The sequence below is a fragment of the Phaeodactylibacter luteus genome (assembly GCF_007993045.1).
In the GTDB taxonomy this organism is placed as follows: Bacteria; Bacteroidota; Bacteroidia; order Chitinophagales; family Saprospiraceae; genus Phaeodactylibacter; species Phaeodactylibacter luteus.
Genome location: NZ_VOOR01000022.1, coordinates 79,187 through 100,698, shown reverse-complemented (window position 1 = coordinate 100,698; position 21,512 = coordinate 79,187). Strand labels below are relative to the sequence as shown.

The window sequence follows — 21,512 nt, the reverse complement described above, 5'->3', positions numbered from 1 at the left end:
TAAATTGAGAATTGCTGCTTTAGCGCATGAGCTAAACGAACCTTTGACTGGCAGAAAGTGGCAGTATGAAATGTATCCAATCTCTTGGGAGGAATTTCAAAATCATGTAGGGTTTCTTAAAGCTGAGCAATCTTTAACAACTCGCTTAATATATGGATTTTATCCTGACGTAATTAATAACCCTGGGGAGGAAAAAGAAATACTTAAAAATCTAGTTGACAGTTATCTTTACAGAGACATTCTTTCTTATGCCGAAATAAGAAAACCGGAAGTTCTTGAAAAATTAGTTCAAGCTTTAGCGCTACAAATAGGAAGTGAAGTAAATTACAACGAGCTATCTCAAATAGTTGGTGTTGACAAAAATACCATACAACGATACATTAGCATCCTGGAAAAAGGGTATGTAATATTTAAGCTCCCAAGCTTCAGTTCAAATATTAGAAACGAAATCAAAAAGAACAAAAAGATATACTTCTATGATAACGGAATCAGAAATATGATCATTGGAAATTTTAATGACATAAACCTAAGGCAAGACAAAGGCGGCTTGTGGGAAAATTTTTTGATTTCTGAAAGGATAAAACAGAACGAATACAAAATAACACTGGCAAAATCCTTTTTTTGGAGAACAACCCAACAACAAGAAGTTGATTACGTCGAAGCAGTAAATCAAGAAATATTTGGGTATGAATTCAAATGGAATCCAAAGAAGAAAGTTAAGCTTCCTAAAACTTTTGTCGAGAAATATAACGCCCAAGAAAAATTAATCAGCAATGAAAACTTTAGAGAATTTGTAATAATCGAAAAGTAAAAGCACCTAATCAAGTAGGGGAAGGAACAACAATAGAGCTGCTCCTTATCCCGCTCCCATTTATCCGGCTACGGGGCCACTTAGCGTACGGGCCTCCTACTAAGCGGTCCGCGGACCCTGGGAAAGTTGTTCGTAGTACTTGGCAAGAGATCGCTAGTGCCTCTCCTGCCATTACCGCTCCCCGCAATTCTTGTAAGGGTGCCCTATTGTGATGCCCGGCTGGAGGGATAAGGCTTTTTGCAGCCCAGCTTACCTTCCGCCTGCCCCTCACGGCCTTGCCCATGCGCACAGGAGGCGCTCCCTCCCCAAGCAACTAGCTTTTCGGTGGCAGCGCATTGGGCTTTGGGTTATATTTGCCATTTGATCGTAAACGCCCCTGTACGTACCTCAACCATTTGCATTGCCCAATTGTCTTTCTCCCATGGAGCTGAAAACAGACACCCTAATCATTGGCGCAGGGCTTACCGGGCTTACCCTTGCCTATTGGCTACAACAGTCGGGCAGGCAGGCCTGCCTGCTCGAAGCACGCGCCCGGCCCGGCGGCCGGGTACATACAGATTATCAGGCAGGGCAAGCCCCTGTGGAGCTTGGCGCTACCTGGTTTGGGAATAAGCATACCGCCCTGATGTCACTGCTTGAGGAGCTGAAGCTTTCGTCCTTCCCGCAGGAGCTCGGGAGGCAGGCTATCTACGAGCCCATCTCCACCAGCCCTCCTCAGGTTGTACAGCTGCCCCCCAATGAGGAGCCAAGCTACCGGATCGCAGGGGGCTCAAGCGCCCTTGTACAAGCACTACTAGCCCAGCTCAACGGCACACCAGTTCATTACCATATGCCCGTTGCCAAGCTAGCACGGAAAGGGGAAAGCATAGTAGCAGAAGCGCCTGGGCTCCGGGCCACAGCACAACGGGTGGTTTCTACCCTCCCGCCCCACCTTCTGGCCAAATCCATAACCCTACAGCCCGGACTGCCAGAAGAAGTAGCCGCCATTGCAGCCCGCACCCATACTTGGATGGGCGATTCCATCAAAGTCGCTTTCCGGTACAAAGAGGCCTTTTGGCGGAAGCCTGGAAGCAGTGGCACACTGTTTAGCAATGTAGGCCCTATACCAGAGATGTACGACCACGCCGATGCAGATGGCGGGCATTTTGCACTAAAGGGGTTTTTCAATAGCGCCTATCACAGCATCAGCCGGGAAGAGCGGCAGGAGATGGCCCTGCAACAGCTCAGCCGCTACTATGGAGATGCAGCCCGTTCCTATACCGGGTACCTCGAGGCGGTTTGGCAGCAAGAACCGTACACTTTTGCGCCTTACAACGCTTCCGTGCTCCCGCACCAGCACAATGGCCACGCGATATTCCGGAAACCGCTCTGGGGCGGGCGCTTATGGATTGCCGGCTCTGAAACAGCACCCGCTTTTCCGGGCTATATGGACGGAGCTGTGCGCAGTGCCCGTTTCACCTTTGAGGCGATATGCCAGGCGCCATACTAAAGAAAAGGCGGAAGCAGCCCTTTTTCAGAAACTGCCCCCGCCGGGGGAAGATGATCCTTTGCCAGCCATAAGCCACGGCTTGACCAATTGTGGTATTTAAGTCTATAGCGCTCAAAACAGATTGCCCTTACTTTTTGGGGCCTGCCCCCTCCGCAAGGATTGGGGCCTGCCCCTGCCATCGGGCAGGTGCCGCTATGCTACGGGGCTCGCTGCCCGCTCGGCCCTAACGGGCTTCACACCCCTTCGCAGCGCTAGGCCAATGCCAGCATAAACGCCTCGGATATTTTGGTTTACGCCCAGCCTAAGCGCTTGCTTAGAGCGGTTCCGTTTTGAAAATCAAGGATTCACGCCTACCTGCTGTGACTGCACTACCGGCAGGGTTCTGGCGAAGCCGCTACATTTGAGTCTAGAAAAATCAGTGCGGAAGACCGGTTTGTGAAGCCTTTATTTTTCAATAGGCCCGAGCTCCAAACCTGCGCTAATCACATTATACACCATTCTTTCACTGCCTGCTAACGGGAGAAGTACGCTTCCGGGTCTACAGGCTCCCCGTTCTTGCGCACCTCATAGTGCAGGTGGGGCCCCGTGCTTTTCCCTGAGCTGCCCACATGCCCTATGAGCTGCCCAGCTTTGACCTTCTGCCCTGCCGATACGCGCACATCGCTGGTCATCTGAGCAAATACGCTGCTGTATTCGCTATCGTGCTGAATGATGACGCGGTGCCCATAGCCATCAGCATCGTAGTCTACCTTTGCCACCACACCATCTCCGGTAGCATAGACTGGCGTGCCAAGAGGCGCCTTGAAATCCACCCCTTTGTGCTGCTTTTTCTGCTTCAAAATGGGATGGTGCCGGTAGCCAAAGCCAGAAGCCACTTCTGTCAGGCCTTTCAACGGGAGCCCGGAAGGTGGGTCTTGCTGCATACTGAACAAAGTAGTGGTCAGCAGAAAGAGGCCTGCCGCTAGTGATATCAACATCTTTTTCATAAAAAAACGATTAGATTGAATGAGAGAAATAGTTTCGGTCTCTACGTTTTTCATCTCATCTTCTCCCCAGTCGGCGAAAGCCGCATGAAAGGCTTGCACAAAAGGCTCCCCCATCGATATGCGCTGCTCGATAGCACAGCAAAGGTGGTCCATCAGCTCTTCCTTCAGCACTTCGTGCCCCAGCCCCGCACCGTTTACCTTGCGCCACACAGCCTCCTCCTGCCGCTTGCTTAGCCTAGTCATCTGTCGCAGTTGAAGGGCTCAAAATCTGTCGCATCATCTGTACAAAAGCATCAAATTCCCTTACCTTCTGCCCTACGGCCTGTTCGCCCAAAGGGGTCAGGGAATAATACCGGCGTACCCGCCGGCCTATGTACTCTTGCTCTGTACGGACCAATTGGTCCCGTTCCAGCTTATGGAGGGCAGGGTAGAGCGCGCCTTCCGTAATGACAAGCTCACCGGAAGTCAACACCCTTACTTTCTGCGTGATTTCGTACCCATACATCCGGCCGTGCTCCCGCAACAGCTTGAGGATTATGGTTTTTAACGTACCTTTTAGTAACTCTTTTGAATGCATAGGTCAAATATACATCAATAACTTAGGTATTGGAGTGCCTGACTGCTTTTTTTAAAAAAAAATATTCCCCCGGCTGCTCCTGCCTACTCAAAAGCTTTGCTTATGAAGGCTTTATCGATTATCTGCTACTTTTCCATTTTCCTGCCCATAGTGGTTGCCGGGCAAGCCCCAGACACAGCGGCACTACATGCCGAGCGGCTGCTACAGGGCTACGCCGAAGTTTATGGCTTTTCTGGCACCATAAAAATGGTCAAGGGGGGAGCGCCCTTTTTTGAAGGCAGCTATGGCTTTGCAGACCGCAGCTTTGGTGTGCCCAACACAGCCGGCACCCGCTTTTCCATCAACTCCATCTCCAAGACGTTTACTGCGGCAGCCGTGCTCCTACTGGCCAAGGAAGGGAAAGCAGACTTATACGCGCCAATCAGCCGCTACCTCCCTGAGCTGCAAGCCACCTGGCGCGATAGCGTTACCCTGCACCATCTGCTATGCCACTCTTCGGGCCTGCCCCGAGAGCCTGGCGTGCAAGTATGCGATGAGCGCTCTCTGGCCGAACAGGCAGAGCAACTGGTGGCACCACAAAGACTGCTCTTTCCGCCTGGGGAGAAGTACAGTTACTCCAATTCTGGGTTCATACTGCTTGGGGCTGCACTCGAAGCCATTGCCGGGCAGCCTTACGATGTTTATATCGAAAAACACATCCTTGGCCCGATTGGCCTGGGCGATACTGGTTTTTACCGGGGCAGAGCGGTGGTTCAAAAACAGGCTACGCCTTACCGCTTAAGCCCACAGGGGCTGGCCTTCACCGAACGGTCTAAGCATTATGGCGAAAATGCTGGCGGGGGGATGTACAGCACAGTGAGCGACCTCTACCGCTACGCCCGCAGTATGGCCCGGCACGAGATACTAGGGGCATTGTGGGGCCAGAGGCTCTTCACGCCCTATTTCCAAACGGGCGAAACCGACCGGGAAGGCTACGGCTGGAGCCTGAAAGATATAGGTGGAAAAACCTATTACTTTTCCGCAGGCAGCGGCTATGGCACCAAAAGTGTCATCTTGTATGAGCCCTTGCAGGACGACTTCATCGGGATTACCTCCAATTGGGGCAACACCCCCATCCTGCCTATGCTGCGCGGCCTCTTCCTCACCCTTCAGGGCGGGCAGCCGGAGCCTCCACAGAAAAGCCAGCTGGCCAAGCCTGCTCGATACTTGCATGCCCTGGGCGAATATCGTTTCCCTAAGGGGGAGCTACAGCGGCACCTCGGCACCGATACCGACAGCCTTACGCTTCAGGCCTTCGAAGGCAAGCTCTTCCTCAATGAGGAGCTCCTTGCCCAAAAAGCGGACGGGCTCCTTGGGCTGACCTATACCGAGGAGCTCCTTATCCGGGCAACGGAGGGGCAAATCATACTGCAGATCAACGGCTTTACCATTACTGGAGAAAGGGTTGGGCCATGACCGCTCCGTGCATCAAGGCTATCTGTACTGCTCTTGGAGGGGCCTGTGAGGCCAGGGGCCGCTGTCCATGCCACTGCTTTTGCCTCAGGGCAGGGGGCTTGCATATTGCACCCGCTCATGCCTGCGTTTTTTGCCCCTGCACATTGAGTTGGGCAGATTACACAGTCTGGCAGGCCCAGGCCAATCCTTTTAAGTATCCGTTTGTTAACTTTAAGCAGGGGCCTCCCTCTGCCTGACTTCAACAATAACGGACAAACTATGATTTACCGGGCCATTCTGCTGCTGTTCTCCCTTCCTTGCCTTGCTGGCGCCCAACAAATTGCCATCTCTGAGCCCATTGTACTGCGCAATGACATTTCCTACGATCTTTTGGGGGAGATGGGGGAACATACCCTGGTCTTCCGCAACATGATCTCTACATTTGAAGTGGTGGCCTTCAATAAGGCCATGAAAGAATCCTGGACTAAAGAGCTCGAGCTCGACCGACGCCTGCCCAAAGTGATAGACGTAGTGCCTGACAAAAGCCACTTTACCATCATTTACCAGTTCAAAGACCGCTCCAATACCATTCTGAAAGCCCACCGCTATGGGCCTGGCGCCAACCTGGTAGATTCTGTCATGATACAAAACCTGGGCAGCTTGTTTTACACCCCCAACTTCATTGCGGCCCGTTCAGAAGACCGCTCAAAATCTCTGCTCTTTTTCATTGAAAAGCAGGACTTACTGCGCGCGGTCTGCTTTGACAACAACACCATGGAGCGCCTTTGGCACACCTCCATACTCCCCCAAGACTTCAATTTTTACCAAGATTTTCTGGACATCCTCGTGGACAACGACGGCAATATGACCATCGTGACCGAAAAGAACAACTACCGGGCCAAGCGGGAAGACCATTACTTCGAGTTTTTCCACTATCGGGGCAGCACCGGCCTGCTGACCAACTTCCAGGTGCCCATGCCTGAGCTGCTCACGTATGATGTCTCCTTTTCTGTAGACCCCCTGAACCGGCAAATAGTAGGTGCAGGGCTGTTTTCTGAGAAAAACTTGGGCCGGGGCGATGGCTACTTCTACCTCAGCTTCGATCCTCGCAGGCCAGAAAGCCGGGTACTGGCTACCAACCCTTTTGATGAGGAGTTCTTGGTCAACCTCTTGGGCAAAGATGCTGACCGGGCCAAAGGGCTGCCAGAGTCCATGGTAAGAGAAGTCGTGCTCCGGCAAGATGGAGGGGTGCTCATGATAGGCGAGCGCGCCCGTACTTTCGAGCGCAATTCCGCCAGTGTAAGGGGCAATTATTATGACCCTAGCGGGCGGTTCTCTGTAGACTATTACTACGATGAGCTCTTCGCGATCTCCATACACCCCGACGGGCGGCAGCACTGGGCAACAGTGATGCACAAGAAGCAGTATTCTCAGGACGATGACGGCATTTACTCTTCTTTTTTCCTCTTTAAAACAGCCAGCAGTCTGCGCTTCCTTTTCAATGACGAAATCAAATATGAGAACACCGTAAGCGAATATGTCCTCACTGGCAATGGCCGCTTCGTGCGGAACAGCCTCCTGAGCACCGAAAACCTGAAGCTCAGGCTCCGTTTCCGAGATGCTATGCAGCTGGATGGCAACGCGCTTGTGATCCCCAGCGAGCGCAGGAACCGGCTCCGGCTTGTCAAAATGTGGTACGACTAGAGGCCCCGTATATTCAAGGCAGGGGCCTGCCCCTGCCCAACGGGCAGGTGCCGCTATGCTCCGGGGCTCGCTATCCGCTCGGCCCTATCGGGCTTACACCCCTGCGCAGCGCTAGGCCAATGCCAGCCTAGTGCCTTAAGCCATAAATCTCTGATACTTAAGTTGAAGTTGTCTTCCGGCTAATCAAGGCGAAGGTTCGCGACTTTAGCCCGAGCTAAAGGAGCGGTTCTTTAACGAAGAGTAGGCGGAAAAGAACGAAACTTGGGGTGGCAAGGATTTATGGTTTGAGGCACTAGAGCCCCAAAAGCATAAACCCCTGCGGCATTTTGGCTTACGCCCCCCTCAACCATTACCCCGTGGTGCCAATAGCCCCTGCAATAGCATTGATGGACAGCATCAGCTCGGTCTGCAAATCCAGGGTATCCGCTCCCTCCTGTTTTTTGGCCTCCCGCCACTTTTTCAACAGGCGGATCTGATGACGGTGCAGGGGCTGCAAGACCGTAGCCCGCATCGCTCTCGAATGGGAGTGCCGGGGATGGCGGCCGGCATAGGTGCCGCCCAGCAGGGCATCGAGCTGTGCCCGTACCCGCTGCAGTTCTTCCCGGAACAGCGCCATGAACCTGCTCCGGATACTGTGGTCTTCCACCAATTCAGCATAAGCTGCCATGACCTCTTCTTCGGCTTCTGCCACACTATTGTCCACATTTTGCAAAACATAATTCAAGAAAGGGTCTGTGCTGCAGTGTGCCTTGAGGGCCTGATACCCTTCTGGCTTCTCCTCTTGCAGCGCCTGCAAGGCAGTGCCCAGCCCGTACCAGCTAGTCATGTGGAAACGGGCCTGGCTCCAGGCAAAAACCCAAGGGATGGCGCGGAGGTCGTTCAAGGTGCTCGCTCCGGTCCGCTTGGCAGGCCGAGAGCCAATTTTGCTCGACTCAATGGCATCTATGGGTGTGGCTTGCCGGAAAAAAGGGATGAAGCCCTCTGTATGCAATAGGGCAGCATAATGTTCCCGGCTATCCTGTGCTAGGCGCTCCAAGATAGCTTCGAGCGGATGGTTCTCACAAGGCGCCTGCCGGTCAAGTACTGTCCTGGCAAAAGTGCCGGCCAGCAGCAGCTCCAGGTTGTAGGCTGCATTGAGTTTGTAAGCATACTTCTGGGCAATGGTCTCGCCCTGCTCCGTCAGCCTTATCCTGCTGTTGAGGGTGCCACAGGGCAATGCCTCAAGAAAAGCTGCAGTAGGGCCAGAGCCCCGGCTGATCGACCCGCCCTTGCCATGGAAGAAAAGTATATCCGTGCCCAGCTCAGCCCCAGTCCGGGCCAGCCGCTGCTGTGCTTTGTACAAATACCATTGGCTCGCCATAATCCCCCCGTCTTTGTTGCTATCGCTATAGCCCACCATAACCTGCTGACGAGGGCGCTGCCAGCCCCTTGTCTGTACCAGATAGGCCATGGAGCGCTTCGTAAACGGGTGCTCAAGGAAGCCGCGAAGTATCTGCTGCCCCTGCTCAAGGTCGTCTATCGTTTCCAGCAAAGGGGCTACAGGCACTGTGCAAACTAGCCCATCAGGGGCCATTTCGGTAAGCCCGGCCTCTCGGGCCAGAAGGTAGACCACCAGCAAGTCGGAAACCGACCGTGTCATGCTGACGATAAACGTGCCCAGGCAGTTGATGCCATAACGGCCAGTGTGCTCCCGCAGGGCCCGGTAGCAATCTACCACTGCCCGGGCGTGCTCTTCCAGCTCAGCGTTGGCATGCGTGAAAGGGCGGGCAGACTCCAGCTCTTTTGACAGAAAAGCCACCCGTTTGCTCTCTGGCCATTCGCTAAAGGCGGTATCCTGTACCAGGGCAGCCTTCAATAGCTGTTCTACCGCCTTGTCGTGAAAAGCGCTGTTCTGACGGATGTCCAAAGCCGCAAGGTGAAACCCGAGCGCCTCTACTACCCGTTTCACCTGAACCACCTCCCGGTAAGCAACGGCCGCGGCGCCATACGCATCCAATGCCTGCTGCAGCAGGGTGAGGTCGTCCAGCAATTCTTCACTGTGGAAGTAGCTGCCCGGATGCTCCGAAAGCTGTACAGCATGCCCACGCTGAGTGTCTACTGGCAGTTTGACCAGCATGAGGTTGGCCATTTGCCGAAACGCTTCCCCTTTATTCCGGGCAAGCGCTTGTGGCCCGGTTTCAGGCCCGAGCTCCTCTGCCATCTGCTGCACCCGAGCCCGAGCTGCTTCGGGCAACACCTCCATTGGGCAAGCAAAGCTGAGGTGGCGCACCAGGCGGGCGAGTTTCCGGCGTATCGCCACAAACGCGTTGAGCCTTAAGCGGCGCAAGGTATGCCGGGTCACCTCTGCCGTAACGAGCGGGTGCCCATCGCGGTCACCGCCCACCCAGTCTCCAAAAGAGATGCGCGGGTAGGCGTGTGCCCTGGCTATGACATCCCGGCTAATGCCAAATTGCTCTGCTGCCCGCTCCAGCCGCCGGTCAAGGATATCTATCAGTTCAGGGAAGACTTCCAAAAGGTAGTGCATCACATTGCGGAGCTCCGAAGCCACATCGGGCTTTTCCAGATAGATTTCGCCGGTTTTCCACAAGCGGTAAAGGCTCTGTTTGACCTCCAGGCTCAGCTCCTCCTGCTCCCGGGTGTTGTACATTTGATTTTCCCGCTGTACCAGCAGCAGGTACAGCTCCCGGTGATGCTCTAGCACAGTGGTACGCTTAGCTTCCGTAGGGTGGGCAGTCAGTACGGGCTCCACAGCTATCTGCCGGAGGGCATCGAGGGCTTCTTCCTGCCCAATGCCAGCCGCTTTCAACCGCTGGAAAGCAGCACTCCAAAGCCCGGGCTCTGGCTTGTGCCCCGCCTCTTCATCTTGCCGCCGCTGCTGCACCGCAGCGTTGATCTCCACCATATTGACCAGCTGAAAAACCAAGGAATACAGCTGTAGGTGCTCGGGCGTCAGCTTCTCTGGCAGGCCAGCTCCGCCAATCCACGGGATGTGGCCAGCTAGCTCTTTTGCCCCGCTCTCAGTCAAAACTTCCTGCAACAGCTTCAGCAAGTATTTCAGGTCTCCGGTAATTTTGCCCAGCTGCCCCTGCGCGTTCTCGAATAGTGGTTCCACGGTGAATGTCCAGTTTTATAGGTTTTGAAATATAGCGCACGGGGGTGGCCCGGGCCTTGTCCTGCTAATATTAGCCTACAGGCACGAATATCCAAAGCCCAGCTACTTTAAATGATAGTTAAACTATCTTTTTTTCTCAAGGAATTACGGCACCCAACCCTTTACTCCGTTGCAGGGCTGAAGGTGACCATTGAGATGGCAGCTGGGCCAGTAGGTGGGACTGCTGCAAGAAATAGAAAGTCATACTCCATTTCGCCCAACTGCTCATACCGGTTGCGGCCAGCCAGCACGTTGAGCATGCCAGGCACGGTATTAGAATGGCCACAAATGAGGACGCGCTCTCCGGGGTGGGCAGCCCTCAGGCTGTCGATAAGGGTTACAAGGTCTAGGTTGGGGTCGTATTCCTGCGCAGGCAGCCCAATGGAATCAGCTAGCGGCTGCACAGTACTGGTATTGCGCAAGTAAGGGGTTGTGTAAATGGCGTCGATCCCAGCTCCGCTGAGCATTTCCTGAAGGGCTTTGGCCCGGGCTTCCCCTTTCGCATTCAGTGGAGGGTTGGAGGAGCCATCGTCTGCTTTCTCTGCGTGGCGCACGAGGTAAAACAAAGCAGGGGCCATATTCTCAGTGCTGCTGACCGGCTTAGGGGCCGGGGCGTTTTCGGCGCATGCCGGAAGGAAGAGCAGGAGAATAGCCATCATTGAGAGTTGGAAGTAGGCCGTCATAATTTCATAATTTTAAGGGTGTGAAAGCAAGGCGCCCCAAATAAAGCAGGCCTTGTACTGCCAATCTAAGTTAGGCCTTTCCGGGCATTGAACCTCCCATCCGGCCCACTGTTTCCCTAAATGAAGCCAGGTAAGCTATTGGCCAACTACTTCCCCCCAAGCTTAAACCACTAACCTTATATATATGATACGGTATACCCTGATTTTCTCGGCCGTACTGCTGCTCAGCAGCTGCGGCAAAATCAACCCTCCCGGCCCCAGGCTGTTCAAGTCTTCTGACCTGCCGCTGGAAGACATCAAGCTACCGGAAGGGTTTGAAATCGAGCTTTTTGCTGCGGGGGTCAAGAACGCACGCTCTATGGCACTTTCCCCGAAAGGGACACTCTTTGTGGGCACAAGAGGGGAGGGCAAGGTATACGCCCTACGGGATAAAGATGGCGATGCTAAAGCCGATGAGCTTTTTGTCCTGGCTGAAGGCCTCAAGATGCCCAACGGCGTAGCCCTGCACAACGGCGACCTCTATGTAGCCGAAGTGAGCCGCATTTTGCGCTTTCCTAATATTGAGGGCAACCTGAGCGAGCCCGGCGAGCCCGAAGTGGTATTTGACCAGTACCCCACAGAAACCCACCATGGGTGGAAGTACATCGCATTTGGGCCAGACGGCAAGCTGTACGTACCCGTAGGCGCGCCCTGCAATATCTGCAAATCTGAAGATGAAGTCTTTGCCTCTATTACCCGCATGAACCCCGATGGGACAGGCATGGAGGTGGTGCAGCATGGCATCCGCAATACAGTGGGCTTTACCTGGCACCCAAAGACAGGGGAGCTGTGGTTCACCGATAATGGCCGAGACTGGATGGGCGATGACGAGCCCTACTGTGAGCTGAACCGGGCACCGGAAGATGGGATGCACTTTGGCTACCCCTATTGCCATCAAGGCGACCTCCCTGACCCCGAGTTTGGCAGTCAGCGGGACTGCAGCGAGTTTACGCCGCCTGCTAAGCAGCTAGGCCCACACGTAGCCCCGCTCGGGCTGGAGTTCTACACACAGCACCAATTCCCAGAGGCTTTCCGCCAATTGTACGTCGCTGAGCACGGCTCCTGGAACCGGAGCAAAAAAATAGGCTACCGGGTGATGATGGCTGTTATGGAAGGAGATGAAGTGAAAGCCTACCAACCTTTTGCAGAAGGCTGGCTGAAAGACGGGGAAGTCTGGGGGCGGCCTGTAGACGTGGAGATGATGCCAGATGGGTCGATGCTGGTCAGCGATGACTTTGCCGATGCCATCTACCGCATCCGCTATGCCGGCGAAGCCGTGCGGTAGGAGAGGCCTTGCACTAAAACAACCTCCCCTGTCCTCCTACTTTTTCGTGCAGCCCGGGGCCATCGTTGCGCACGCTATTGACCTGTGCGGACACCTGGTATTTGTCCAGCAGCCCATCCGCCGGAGGCTTCAACATGCTGAGCACCTCATCTACGGTAAGGGTGCTCAGCCACTTTTGCTGCTGCGCAGCGGTGGGCAGCACCATAGGCATACGGCTGTGCAGAGGGGCGACCTCTTTATTGGCAGGGGCGGTAATGATGGTGAACGTAGCCAACGGGGCACCGGGCTGTGGCCAAATATCCCAAAGGCCAGCCATGACCAAAAGCCCGCCATCTGCCGGCTGAATGCGGAAAGGCACCTTCTGCTTGCCCTCCGCACGCCATTCGTAAAAGCTGTCGGCCAGCACAAGGCAGCGTTTTTGCCGCAAAGGCACCCGGAAAGAAGGCTTAGCGGCGATCCCCTCCATACGGGCATTGATCAGTTTAGAAGCGTTGGAGTCATCTTTCGCCCAATGCGGCACCAGCCCCCACCTGAAATACCGCAACCGGCCGGGATCGTCGTTGGCAATGACATAAGCATACTGCGTAGGGGCTATGTTGAAGCTTAGCCTCAGGTTCTCTCCGGTCTGTATGTCCCCCAACTGCTCGCGGACCTGAGCAGGGGTAGCTGAAAAAGAGTACCTTCCACACATAGTTTATCGTATTTTTTGTTGGCGCAGCCCTGTTGGGGGCAGCGTGGCGGCTGTGTACAGCCCAATATCCGGTAAAATGGGATGGCCAAAAGATTTGGGCCAGAGCGGCCAAACAAATCCGGCCAGCGCTAATGACAAAGACTGGCAGGTTTTCAGGTAATTAACAATTGTGGGGACTTTTCCACATGCTTATGCTCCTACAAAAGTGTGGGCCATGCCTTACGGCCTAACAAAGCGTTAGGCCATCTGTGTTTTTTAGCTTTTCCACACCCCTAGAGCAGCGGCCCCATAAAGGTAGGAAAATCAAGGGCTTCAAAAAATGCTTTTCCACACGCATTGTGGGCCATGGCCTTGATAACCCCTCCGACGGCCCACAATGGCCAAGAATGGTAAAATACCATATATAAACGAGTGTAATATGAAGCCCATTAAGTGGATTTCGGCCTGGCTTTTGGACAGCTTTTCCCGGCCAGGGCGCAGGATGTGCATTAAAAAGTTACTCAGGCCGAGCCTTTTCCACGGCCTGTGCAGAAGTGGCCTAAAGCCTTGCTTATAAAGCTCGGAAGAATGTGCAAAAATGGTGTAAAGCCAAAAGGCCTGATGTTAACATCCAATTAACCTAGAGTTAACCCGGTTTCTTACTCACATACTAACACCCTTAATGATGATAGGGAGTTTTAAAAAATTTATAATAAAAGCTATTAAGAGAGATCAGCTGCATATTGTTTACCTCTGCATGGCCAAACATATAGGTGTATATTTGTTACCTGATTTAAAAAATGGGCAGTGCCATGTATGCAGAAACTACAGCGCTAAGAGAAAGCGCAGGCAAGACAAAAGATAAAGGCTACCCTACAGCTGTAAAGGCCTGGCTCGTTATCGGGCTGTTCATGATCTTTGTGCAGGTTGTGGTCGGCGGCGTTACCCGCCTGACGGGCTCCGGGCTATCGATCACAAAATGGGAAATCGTGACGGGCACCCTTCCGCCGGTGGGGGAAGCGGCATGGCAGGAAGCTTTCGACCTTTACAAATCCACCCCACAGTACGAGAAGATCAATGAAGGGATGAGCATGAGCGATTTCAAGTTCATCTATTTCTGGGAGTACATCCACCGGCTTTGGGCACGGTTCATGGGCTTTGTGTTCCTCATCCCGCTCGGGATATTCTGGGCGCGGGGCATGGTGGACAAGCCCCTGCTCAAACGCCTCGGGGTGGTCTTCCTACTGGCCGGGCTCGTGGCCTCCTTCGGGTGGATCATGGTCGCTAGCGGGCTGATAGAGCGGCCATGGGTAAACGCTTACAAGCTCACGATGCACCTTTCCCTTGCGCTCATCTTGTACAGCTACCTTTTTTGGACAGCGCTCAAGGCGATACAGCCCAAACGGGAAAGTTTTGCACATCCGGTGTTGAAAAAGTGGGCTTTGGCCATTACAGGCGCAGCTGCTTTACAGATTATCCTCGGGGGCATTATGTCTGGCATGAAAGCTGGGCTCTTTTACCCGACTTGGCCGGATATGAACGGAGAGCTCATCCCGGCCCTCTTGTTCAACCCTGGCAACTGGACTGTTGAAAACTTTGTGGAATACGATGCCCACCTCTTCATGCCCGCTTTGGTGCAAACCTTGCACCGTGCGATAGCTTACCTATTGACTGCCATGGTTTTATGGTTTGCTTTTATGGTTTTTAAGCGCGTAGGCAGCCCCTTATTCCGCAGGGGCACAATACTGTTGGTAACTATGTTGGCAATTCAAGTTGCACTGGGTATCCTGACCTTGGTCAACTGTGTAGGCACCGTGCCGGTTGGCTTGGGCGTTTATCATCAGGCCGGGGCGCTGCTCTTGTTGAGCGCTATTTTATTCATCGATTATCAGGCAGTCGCCAAAGAAAGCTAACAGGTGTGGAAAAGTTTGTGGAAAACAGCGCTTCCACAAAAAACTATCCTCTAAATTAGCGCGAATGCATAAAAAAAGGCCCGGCACAGCGAGTGTACCGGGCCTTTTTGTGCGGTTGTGCGGCCCCTACAATATCGAGCTGCAGGGGGGAGCTGTACGGCTTTACCCGAGCAGGGATTTTACCGCAGCGGATATGGCTTTCCCTTCTGCCCGTCCTGCAAAGCGCTTGCTCGCGATGCCCATGACGCGGCCCATATCTTTCATGGAGGAAGCCCCAGTCTCAGCGATGATGGCTTTGACTTCTGCCTGCAGTTCGCTTTCGCTCATCTGCTCAGGCAAGTAAGCTTGGATGATTTCGATTTCTTCCCGTTCGGTCTGTGCCAGGTCCTCACGCCCCTCCTTGGTATAAATTTCGAGAGAGTCTTTACGCTGTTTCACGAGTTTCTGCAGCATTTTGATGGCTTTCTCTTCTGAGAACGCTTCATTAGAGCCACTGGTCTTTTCCAGGAGTATAGCAGATTTGATGGCACGTATGCTCCTCAGGGCAGCCTGGTCTTTGCTTTTCATGGCGGTTTTGAGGTCTGCGGTCAATTTTGCTTCTAAGTTCATACCGTATGGAATTTTGGTTGGGCACATAATTTGATGTTGTGCCGGATAGTATATGCAATTCTTTTTAAGCGTGGAAAGTTCAATCCTGGCCACGGTGCTGGCTTACCCACCGAGTAAGCTGTATAAAATCATGGAGGCTGAGCTGTTCTGGCCGCTCATTGAAGATGGGCTCCTGCAAGAGCGGGCTGTCGCGGAGGAGCCCTTTCATCGTATTGCGCAGCATTTTCCGCCTTTGGCTGAACGCCTGTTTGACAATGTGCTTGAAGAGCCCTTCATCACATGGCAGTTGCTGTTCGGCTTTCCGTGTCAGCCGGATGACCGCCGACTGCACTTTGGGCGGTGGGGAGAACTTGCTTTTGTCAACGCCAAAGAGGTATTCGCCTGAATAATAAGCCTGCACGAGCACACTGATGACGCCATAGGCTTTACTGCCTGGCCCTGCCACGACCCGCTCTGCGACCTCTTTTTGGAACATGCCTACCATTTCTGGTATCAGATGGCGGTTGTCGACCATTTTGAAGAGGATCTGGGAGGAGATGTTGTAGGGGAAATTGCCGATCAGGCCGAAGGGCTGGTGTTCATTTAAGGCGGGGAGGTCTACCCGGAGGAAATCAGCGCCGACGATATGGCTGCGCAGGGCTTCGTAGTGTTTGTTGAGGTAGAGGACCATGTCGGGGTCGGCCTCAATGACGAGGAGCTGCTCAGGGCGCTGCAGCAGGAACTGGGTGAGCATGCCGCGGCCGGGCCCCACTTCTACGATGCGGCTGTAGGCTTCCCCGCCCAGCTGCAGGCTGAGGGCTATGCGCTCGGCAATGGCGTTGCTGTTGAGGAAATGCTGGCCGTATGATTTTTTGGCTTTCAAATAACTTTGCTTATTGTGTGTGAATGGGCGGCTTGGGCAATCCGCTTGTGGGCTGCTGCGCACTACAGACGCTAAAAAATACCTACTTTTGCAACTTGCTGCTGCCGGTGGGCCAAAGATACAACCTTCAGGCGCCTTATGAAGCAGGCTAGGGTGAAATTGGGGCCGGGCACCAGCTTTCTAAATCTTAATATCAGACATGGATAAGTTAAATATAGGCATCAGCATAGGCGATATCAACGGTATCGGGCTGGAGGTAATCCTTAAAACATTTTGTGATGAGCGCCTGCTCAACCTCTGTACCCCCGTGCTGTTCGGTTCTTCTAAAGTCGTATCCTACCACAAAAACATCATCAACGGGGAATTGGAATTCCAAAGCATCCGGCCAGGGGATACACCGGAGCCTGGGAAGTTTAATGTGGTAAACTGCTGGATGGACAACGTGAACATCACACTGGGCAAAGCTACTGAGCTCAGTGGCCAGTACGCGGGCATCTCGTTGGAACAGGCCGTGAAATCGCTACAAAATGGCACAGTGGATGCGCTGGTCACTGCCCCTATCAACAAGGAGGCGATGAAGCTGGCGCAGTTCCCCTTCCCTGGGCATACGGAGTACTTGGCCCGGGAGCTGGGCCGTGGCCAGGAGCACCTGATGCTTATGGTAAACGAGGGGCTCCGCATTGGGCTGGCCACTAACCACCTGCCTTTGAAAGAAGTGGCCCACGCTATCGATAAGAATCTGATAAAGCGCAAGCTGGAGGTTTTTCACGAAGCCCTGCGCATTGACTTTGGCATTGAGCGGCCTACCATCGCGGTATTGGGGCTCAACCCTCATGCAAGTGATGGGGGAGTGCTCGGGGACGAGGAGGAGCAGTTCATCCGCCCTGCCATAGTAGAGCTGAAGAAGAAAGGGGTACTGGCTATGGGGCCTTTCCCCGCCGATGGCTTTTTCGGATCTGGGCAGCACACCAAATTTGATGGCATCCTGGCGATGTATCACGATCAGGGGCTCGTCCCCTTCAAGGCTTTGTCGTTTGGGAATGGCGTGAATTTTACTGCTGGGCTTACTCATGTGCGCACTTCCCCTGACCATGGCACTGCTTACGATCTGGCGGGCAGGAACGAAGCCGACCCTTCTTCTTTCCGCAGCGCGCTTTACTTGGCGTTGGATGTGGCCCGCAGCCGGAAGCAGTACATAGAGCTCCACGCCAATGCTTTGGGGCAGCGGCAAAAACCTGCTGATGTAGAAGGTGAGGACGAGGTGCTCACTGAAGATTAGATCTGGCTCAATACCAATATTCAGCCCTTAACGCTTAGAAGCGGTTTGCAGCCGGTGCGCCTTGAAAAGGCACACCGGCTGTTTGCGTTTTGGGGCTTGGGCTTGCTGTGCAGAGGCACAGCGCTGCCGGCCTAGCGATGCGCAGGGGTGGCAAGCCCGATAGGGCCGAGCGGGTAGCGAGCCCCGGAGCGTAGCGGCCCTTGCCATTGGGCAAGGGCAGGCCCCTATCCTTACGGAAGGGGCAAGCAAAACAGGGATAACCTGGTTGGAGCCCGGTTGCCTGTAGGCAAAAAGCGGGCTGTGAGGCAGGGGGGGCAAAGCGGTTTTGTTTTTAGTAGATGAAAAGTCGTGCTTGGTTGGAAAATTGATTTGGTATGGGCTGCACGGCAGTACTTTTGCCGCTGCAAAAAATAACCTGAAACCATTTTTCGCCTAACTGTTTTAGTGTAGTGCCGAGGTTCAGATATGAGGCCCGGCTTCTAAAAACGGTCAAATCAATTTTGTGCTATGAAATTTTACTTCAACTTCATCCTGTTGCTCCTAGCCGGGGCTATAGAGGCGCAGGAAGTGACGGTCAGTGGCTCTGTCAGCGATGAGGAGACGGGAGAGACGCTGATAGGTGCTACGGTGGCGGCGCCTTCGCTCGGGCTGGGCACCACCACCAACGAGTACGGTTTTTATTCCCTTTCCATCCCCCGTTCGGATACAGCCGTTGAGCTCGTATTCAGCTATGTGGGCTTTCAGAGCCAGTTGGCCTCCTTTTTGCCGAAGGCCGATACGGTCCTGAGCCTGGGGCTTTCTACAGGTGTACAACTGGAAGAGGTAGTTGTCAAGGCTAACTCTTATCAGGAGCAGATGAGCTCTACAGAGATGAGCGTGGAAGCCATATCTACCCGTGAAGCCAAGCTGGTGCCTGTCTTGTTGGGCGAGAGCGATATCCTCAAGACGGTGCAGCTCAAGCCGGGCATCCCTTCGGGCAGCGAAGGCCGGACGGGCCTGTTTGTGCGCGGCGGTGCGGGAGATCAGAACCTGATCGTACTGGACGAGGCCATCGTTTACAACGCCAATCATCTTTTCGGTTTTTTCAGCACCTTCAACACGGATGCGGTCAAGGACCTGAAAATTTATAAGGGGGGCTTCCCGGCTCAGTACGGAGGACGGCTTTCTTCTGTGATTGATGTGAAGCTAAAGGAGGGCAACAACCAAAAATTTTCGGGCTCTGGCGGGCTAGGGCTCATCAGTTCGCGCCTCACGTTGGAAGGCCCCATTCAGAAAGGCAAATCCAGTTTTATCGTCTCGGGCCGTAGGACATATGTAGACCTGCTGACGCGGGGCGTCAACCGGGCCAATGAGGGCAATGAAGATTTCACCCCTATCCCGGATTACTATTTTTATGACCTCAACGCCAAGGTGAACCATCAGTTTGGGGAAAAGGACCGCCTGTTCTTGAGCGGCTACTTTGGGCGGGATGTGTTCGGCTTCAACAGCGATTTTTTCAATTTCGATTTTGACTGGGGGAATGCTACAGGGACTGCCCGCTGGAATCATGTATTCTCGCCCAAGCTGTTTGCGAATACTACTTTTACGTATTCGGACTATCAGTACAACATCCGCAATGAGGTAACGGGGTTTTCTTTTGGGCTGGGCTCTGATATACAGGACGCTACCCTGAAGACAGATTTTTACTTTGCGCCCAACAACCGGCACACGATGCGTTTTGGGGTGATGGGCACCCACCACACCTTTACTGTAGGGCGGCTGCAGGCAGGGAGCGACGACGGCGTGGTCAGTTTTTCTGCCGGTCAGGAGTTTGACGGAGTAGAGTTTGGCACCTACTTTGCCGATGAGATGGAGCTTTCAGACGAGCTGAGCATCAACGCCGGGATTCGGCTGAGCGGTTTCAGCAATGACGGCAAAACTTACTTTGGCCTGGAGCCTAGAGTGGCCGCCCGCTACCGGGTATCGGACCGTGTCAGCGCAAAGGCCAGCTATGCCCGCATGTATCAGTACCTGCACTTGATTGCGAATGCCGGTGTTGCCTTGCCCACCGACATTTGGTACCCGTCCACTAGCCGTGTCAGGCCGCAGCGGTCAGATCAGGTGGCGGCTGGTTTTTCCTACTTGTTGGGCGACCAGTATTTTATCAATGTAGAGGGGTATCACAAATGGCTGGCCAATCAGCTACAGTTTGTGGACGGAGCCCAGATTTTTGTCAATGACGAGCTGGAGGAAGAGTTTGCAGTAGGAGAGGGGCGCGCCTATGGCTTGGAGTTCAGCATTGAAAAGAAACAGGGGCGCCTGACCGGTTGGGTTGGCTATACCCTAGCGCTTACCCGCCTGCAAAACTTTGAGACCCTGGACCCCAACGGCCGGTTTGCGCAGGAGTCGGAAGGTTTTGGCCCGTTCAGCCCTATTTACGACCGGCGCCATGATATTTCCGTAGTAGGCATTTATGAGATCAGCCGCCGGTTCACTGCTTCTGTCACCTTTGTGTACGGCTCAGGCGACCTGAGCTGGCTCCCGCCCGGGCGTTTTACCTTTCAGGATGTGCCTGGCGCTGGCTTCGAGGCTGTTGTCCCGGATTACCGGGAGCGCAACAACTTCCGTTTGCCGGCTTATCATCGGCTTGACTTGGGGCTGGTCTACAAATTTTTCCCAAAATGGGGAAAGAGCGACTTGACCCTGAGCGTAGTCAATGCGTACGACCGGCGCAATGCGTTTTTTATTTTCTTGGAGCCGAGCTTTGAAGCCATTGAAGGCACGGATATCGAGGTGCCTACCGGGATTGCTGCCAAGCAGGTCTCTCTTTTCCCCATTTTGCCCTCACTGACGTGGAACTTTGAGTTTTAAACTAACCTGACAACCTGAAACGGACCGATATGAAAATGAGTAAATGGCTATTGTTTTTTTCTTTTGCAGCACTGGCCGCCTGCAATTTAGAGCAGGAAATCGACATTGACCTGCCGGAATATGAAAGCCGCCCTGTGGTGGAAGCTTATCTCGAGCCTGGCCAGCCTTTCCGGCTGTTGTTGACGCGGAGCGCGGCTTACTTCGACCCGCTCCCTACTGTAGACAATTTCCTGGGCGAGCTCTTGCTGAGTGGAGCGGAGGTGGAGATTGTGCACAACGGGGCTACTTACACCCTGAACAATCAGTTGTCTTTAGACCCACAAACCCAGAAGATATACAATTACATTGCTGAGGGGGGGGCACGCGTGCCGGAGGACAGCAGCCTGCCCTTTGAGCTGTTCATCCGTTTGCCCGATGGCCGTACCATTACAGGGCAGACGGCTCTTCTGCCCCCTGTCGCGATCGACAGTTTGGTGGTCGAGTTTCCGGAAACAGATACCCTGGCCCGGGTACTGACCTACTTCACGGATGATCCCGATCAGGACAATTATTACCGCTACATGCTTCAGCTGAATGCGCTGGACAGCCTCCCCGAGCAGGATTTTGTTTCTGATGACCGTCTGCTCTCCCCTGGAGATAGCACGATCGCTTTTGGCACCGGCTTCAATTATGAGGTAGGGGATACACTGTTTACGACCCTGTACCATATCTCTGAGGATTACGCCACCTTTTTGGAAAGTGTAAGCGGGGCTGCTGCAGCCAATGGGAACCCTTTTGGGCAGCCCAGCCCGGTGATCTCTAACCTTGGTGGTGATGCAGGAGCTCTGGGGATTTTCACAGGCTTGGCGAAAACGCAGCGGATGGATATTATCGAGGAGCCTTAGCGCTTGTGGGCGTGCACCCAAATAGTCGCAGGCACCTATACTATAGCCTGGCACTGGCCTAGCGCTGCGAAGGGGTGTAAGCCCGATAGGGCCGAGCGGGCAGCGAGCCCCGTAGCATAGCGGCACCTGCCATTAGGCAGGGGCAGGCCCCATACCGCGAAGCAGGCTGGGCAGGAAAAAAAACGGCAATCTGGTTTGTGGCCGTGCTTGATTGGAGCTGTTTTATATAGATCCTTGATTGGAGTAAGGAGCGGGCTCATGATGAGGCCTGTATTTTCTAGCTCTT

The 21,512-nt window shown here is 53.8% G+C and carries 16 protein-coding genes; 9 read left to right on the top strand and 7 right to left on the bottom strand.

From position 1 onward, the window contains the following. Both FRY97_RS11990 and FRY97_RS11985 read left to right on the top strand, forming a co-directional pair. A partial coding sequence (locus FRY97_RS11990) for an ATP-binding protein (protein WP_147167777.1) occupies window positions 1–811 on the top strand: 811 nt, incomplete at its 5' end. Between the two features lie 421 nt (window positions 812–1,232). Further along, a complete protein-coding gene (locus FRY97_RS11985) occupies window positions 1,233–2,300 on the top strand; it encodes a flavin monoamine oxidase family protein (RefSeq protein ID WP_147167776.1) in 1,068 nt (355 codons plus the stop codon). Window positions 2,301–2,812: 512 nt separating this feature from the next. On the opposite strand, the gene FRY97_RS11980 is transcribed toward FRY97_RS11985, so the two are convergent. Together FRY97_RS11980 and FRY97_RS11975 are read right to left on the bottom strand one after the other, a co-directional pair. Next, a complete protein-coding gene (locus FRY97_RS11980) occupies window positions 2,813–3,529 on the bottom strand; it encodes a M23 family metallopeptidase (protein WP_147167775.1) in 717 nt (238 codons plus the stop codon). Then, complete coding sequence (locus FRY97_RS11975; RefSeq protein ID WP_147167774.1) at window positions 3,522–3,863, bottom strand: PadR family transcriptional regulator; 342 nt, start codon at window positions 3,861–3,863, stop codon at window positions 3,522–3,524. Before FRY97_RS11975 ends, FRY97_RS11980 begins: the two co-directional genes overlap by 8 nt. Before the next feature lie 102 nt (window positions 3,864–3,965). On the opposite strand from FRY97_RS11975, the gene FRY97_RS11970 reads away from it, so the two are divergent. Next, window positions 3,966–5,318, top strand: a complete 1,353-nt coding sequence (locus tag FRY97_RS11970) for a serine hydrolase domain-containing protein (protein WP_147167773.1) — start codon at window positions 3,966–3,968, stop codon at window positions 5,316–5,318. Window positions 5,319–5,576: 258 nt separating this feature from the next. Next, the gene (locus FRY97_RS11965) at window positions 5,577–7,001 is read left to right on the top strand and encodes a hypothetical protein (protein ID WP_147167772.1); all 1,425 of its coding nucleotides are present in this window, start codon (window positions 5,577–5,579) and stop codon (window positions 6,999–7,001) included. 349 nt (window positions 7,002–7,350) lie between these two features. Here FRY97_RS11965 and FRY97_RS11960 read toward each other — a convergent pair whose 3' ends face one another. Both FRY97_RS11960 and FRY97_RS11955 read right to left on the bottom strand, forming a co-directional pair. Further along, on the bottom strand, window positions 7,351–10,113 hold the full coding sequence (locus FRY97_RS11960) for a phosphoenolpyruvate carboxylase (protein ID WP_147167771.1): 2,763 nt from the start codon (window positions 10,111–10,113) through the stop codon (window positions 7,351–7,353). 161 nt (window positions 10,114–10,274) lie between these two features. Continuing rightward, window positions 10,275–10,835, bottom strand: a complete 561-nt coding sequence (locus tag FRY97_RS11955; RefSeq protein ID WP_147167770.1) for a SixA phosphatase family protein — start codon at window positions 10,833–10,835, stop codon at window positions 10,275–10,277. Between the two features lie 184 nt (window positions 10,836–11,019). On the opposite strand from FRY97_RS11955, the gene FRY97_RS11950 reads away from it, so the two are divergent. Then, window positions 11,020–12,159: a PQQ-dependent sugar dehydrogenase gene (locus FRY97_RS11950; protein WP_147167769.1), complete on the top strand. Its 1,140-nt coding sequence runs from the start codon at window positions 11,020–11,022 to the stop codon at window positions 12,157–12,159. 13 nt (window positions 12,160–12,172) lie between these two features. Here FRY97_RS11950 and FRY97_RS11945 read toward each other — a convergent pair whose 3' ends face one another. Continuing rightward, window positions 12,173–12,850 carry an SOS response-associated peptidase gene (locus tag FRY97_RS11945; protein WP_147167768.1) on the bottom strand — a complete coding sequence of 226 codons (678 nt, stop codon included), beginning with the start codon at window positions 12,848–12,850 and terminating at the stop codon, window positions 12,173–12,175. A 791-nt stretch (window positions 12,851–13,641) separates the two neighbouring features. Here FRY97_RS11945 and FRY97_RS11940 point away from each other — a divergent pair. Further along, on the top strand, window positions 13,642–14,742 hold the full coding sequence (locus tag FRY97_RS11940) for a COX15/CtaA family protein (RefSeq protein WP_147167767.1): 1,101 nt from the start codon (window positions 13,642–13,644) through the stop codon (window positions 14,740–14,742). A 162-nt stretch (window positions 14,743–14,904) separates the two neighbouring features. On the opposite strand, the gene FRY97_RS11935 is transcribed toward FRY97_RS11940, so the two are convergent. Together FRY97_RS11935 and rsmA are read right to left on the bottom strand one after the other, a co-directional pair. Beyond that, entirely contained in the window at window positions 14,905–15,351 is a 447-nt protein-coding gene (locus FRY97_RS11935; protein ID WP_147167766.1) for a GatB/YqeY domain-containing protein, read from the bottom strand. Window positions 15,352–15,430: 79 nt separating this feature from the next. Next, on the bottom strand, window positions 15,431–16,213 hold the full coding sequence (gene rsmA, locus FRY97_RS11930; RefSeq protein ID WP_147167765.1) for a 16S rRNA (adenine(1518)-N(6)/adenine(1519)-N(6))-dimethyltransferase RsmA: 783 nt from the start codon (window positions 16,211–16,213) through the stop codon (window positions 15,431–15,433). 199 nt (window positions 16,214–16,412) lie between these two features. On the opposite strand from rsmA, the gene pdxA reads away from it, so the two are divergent. From pdxA to FRY97_RS11915, 3 genes are all read left to right on the top strand, one after another. After that, a complete protein-coding gene (pdxA, locus tag FRY97_RS11925) occupies window positions 16,413–17,492 on the top strand; it encodes a 4-hydroxythreonine-4-phosphate dehydrogenase PdxA (protein ID WP_147167764.1) in 1,080 nt (359 codons plus the stop codon). Between the two features lie 507 nt (window positions 17,493–17,999). Further along, window positions 18,000–20,342: a TonB-dependent receptor gene (locus tag FRY97_RS11920; RefSeq protein ID WP_147167763.1), complete on the top strand. Its 2,343-nt coding sequence runs from the start codon at window positions 18,000–18,002 to the stop codon at window positions 20,340–20,342. 29 nt (window positions 20,343–20,371) lie between these two features. Beyond that, the gene (locus tag FRY97_RS11915; RefSeq protein ID WP_147167762.1) at window positions 20,372–21,226 is read left to right on the top strand and encodes a DUF4249 domain-containing protein; all 855 of its coding nucleotides are present in this window, start codon (window positions 20,372–20,374) and stop codon (window positions 21,224–21,226) included. Window positions 21,227–21,512 lie beyond the last annotated feature (286 nt).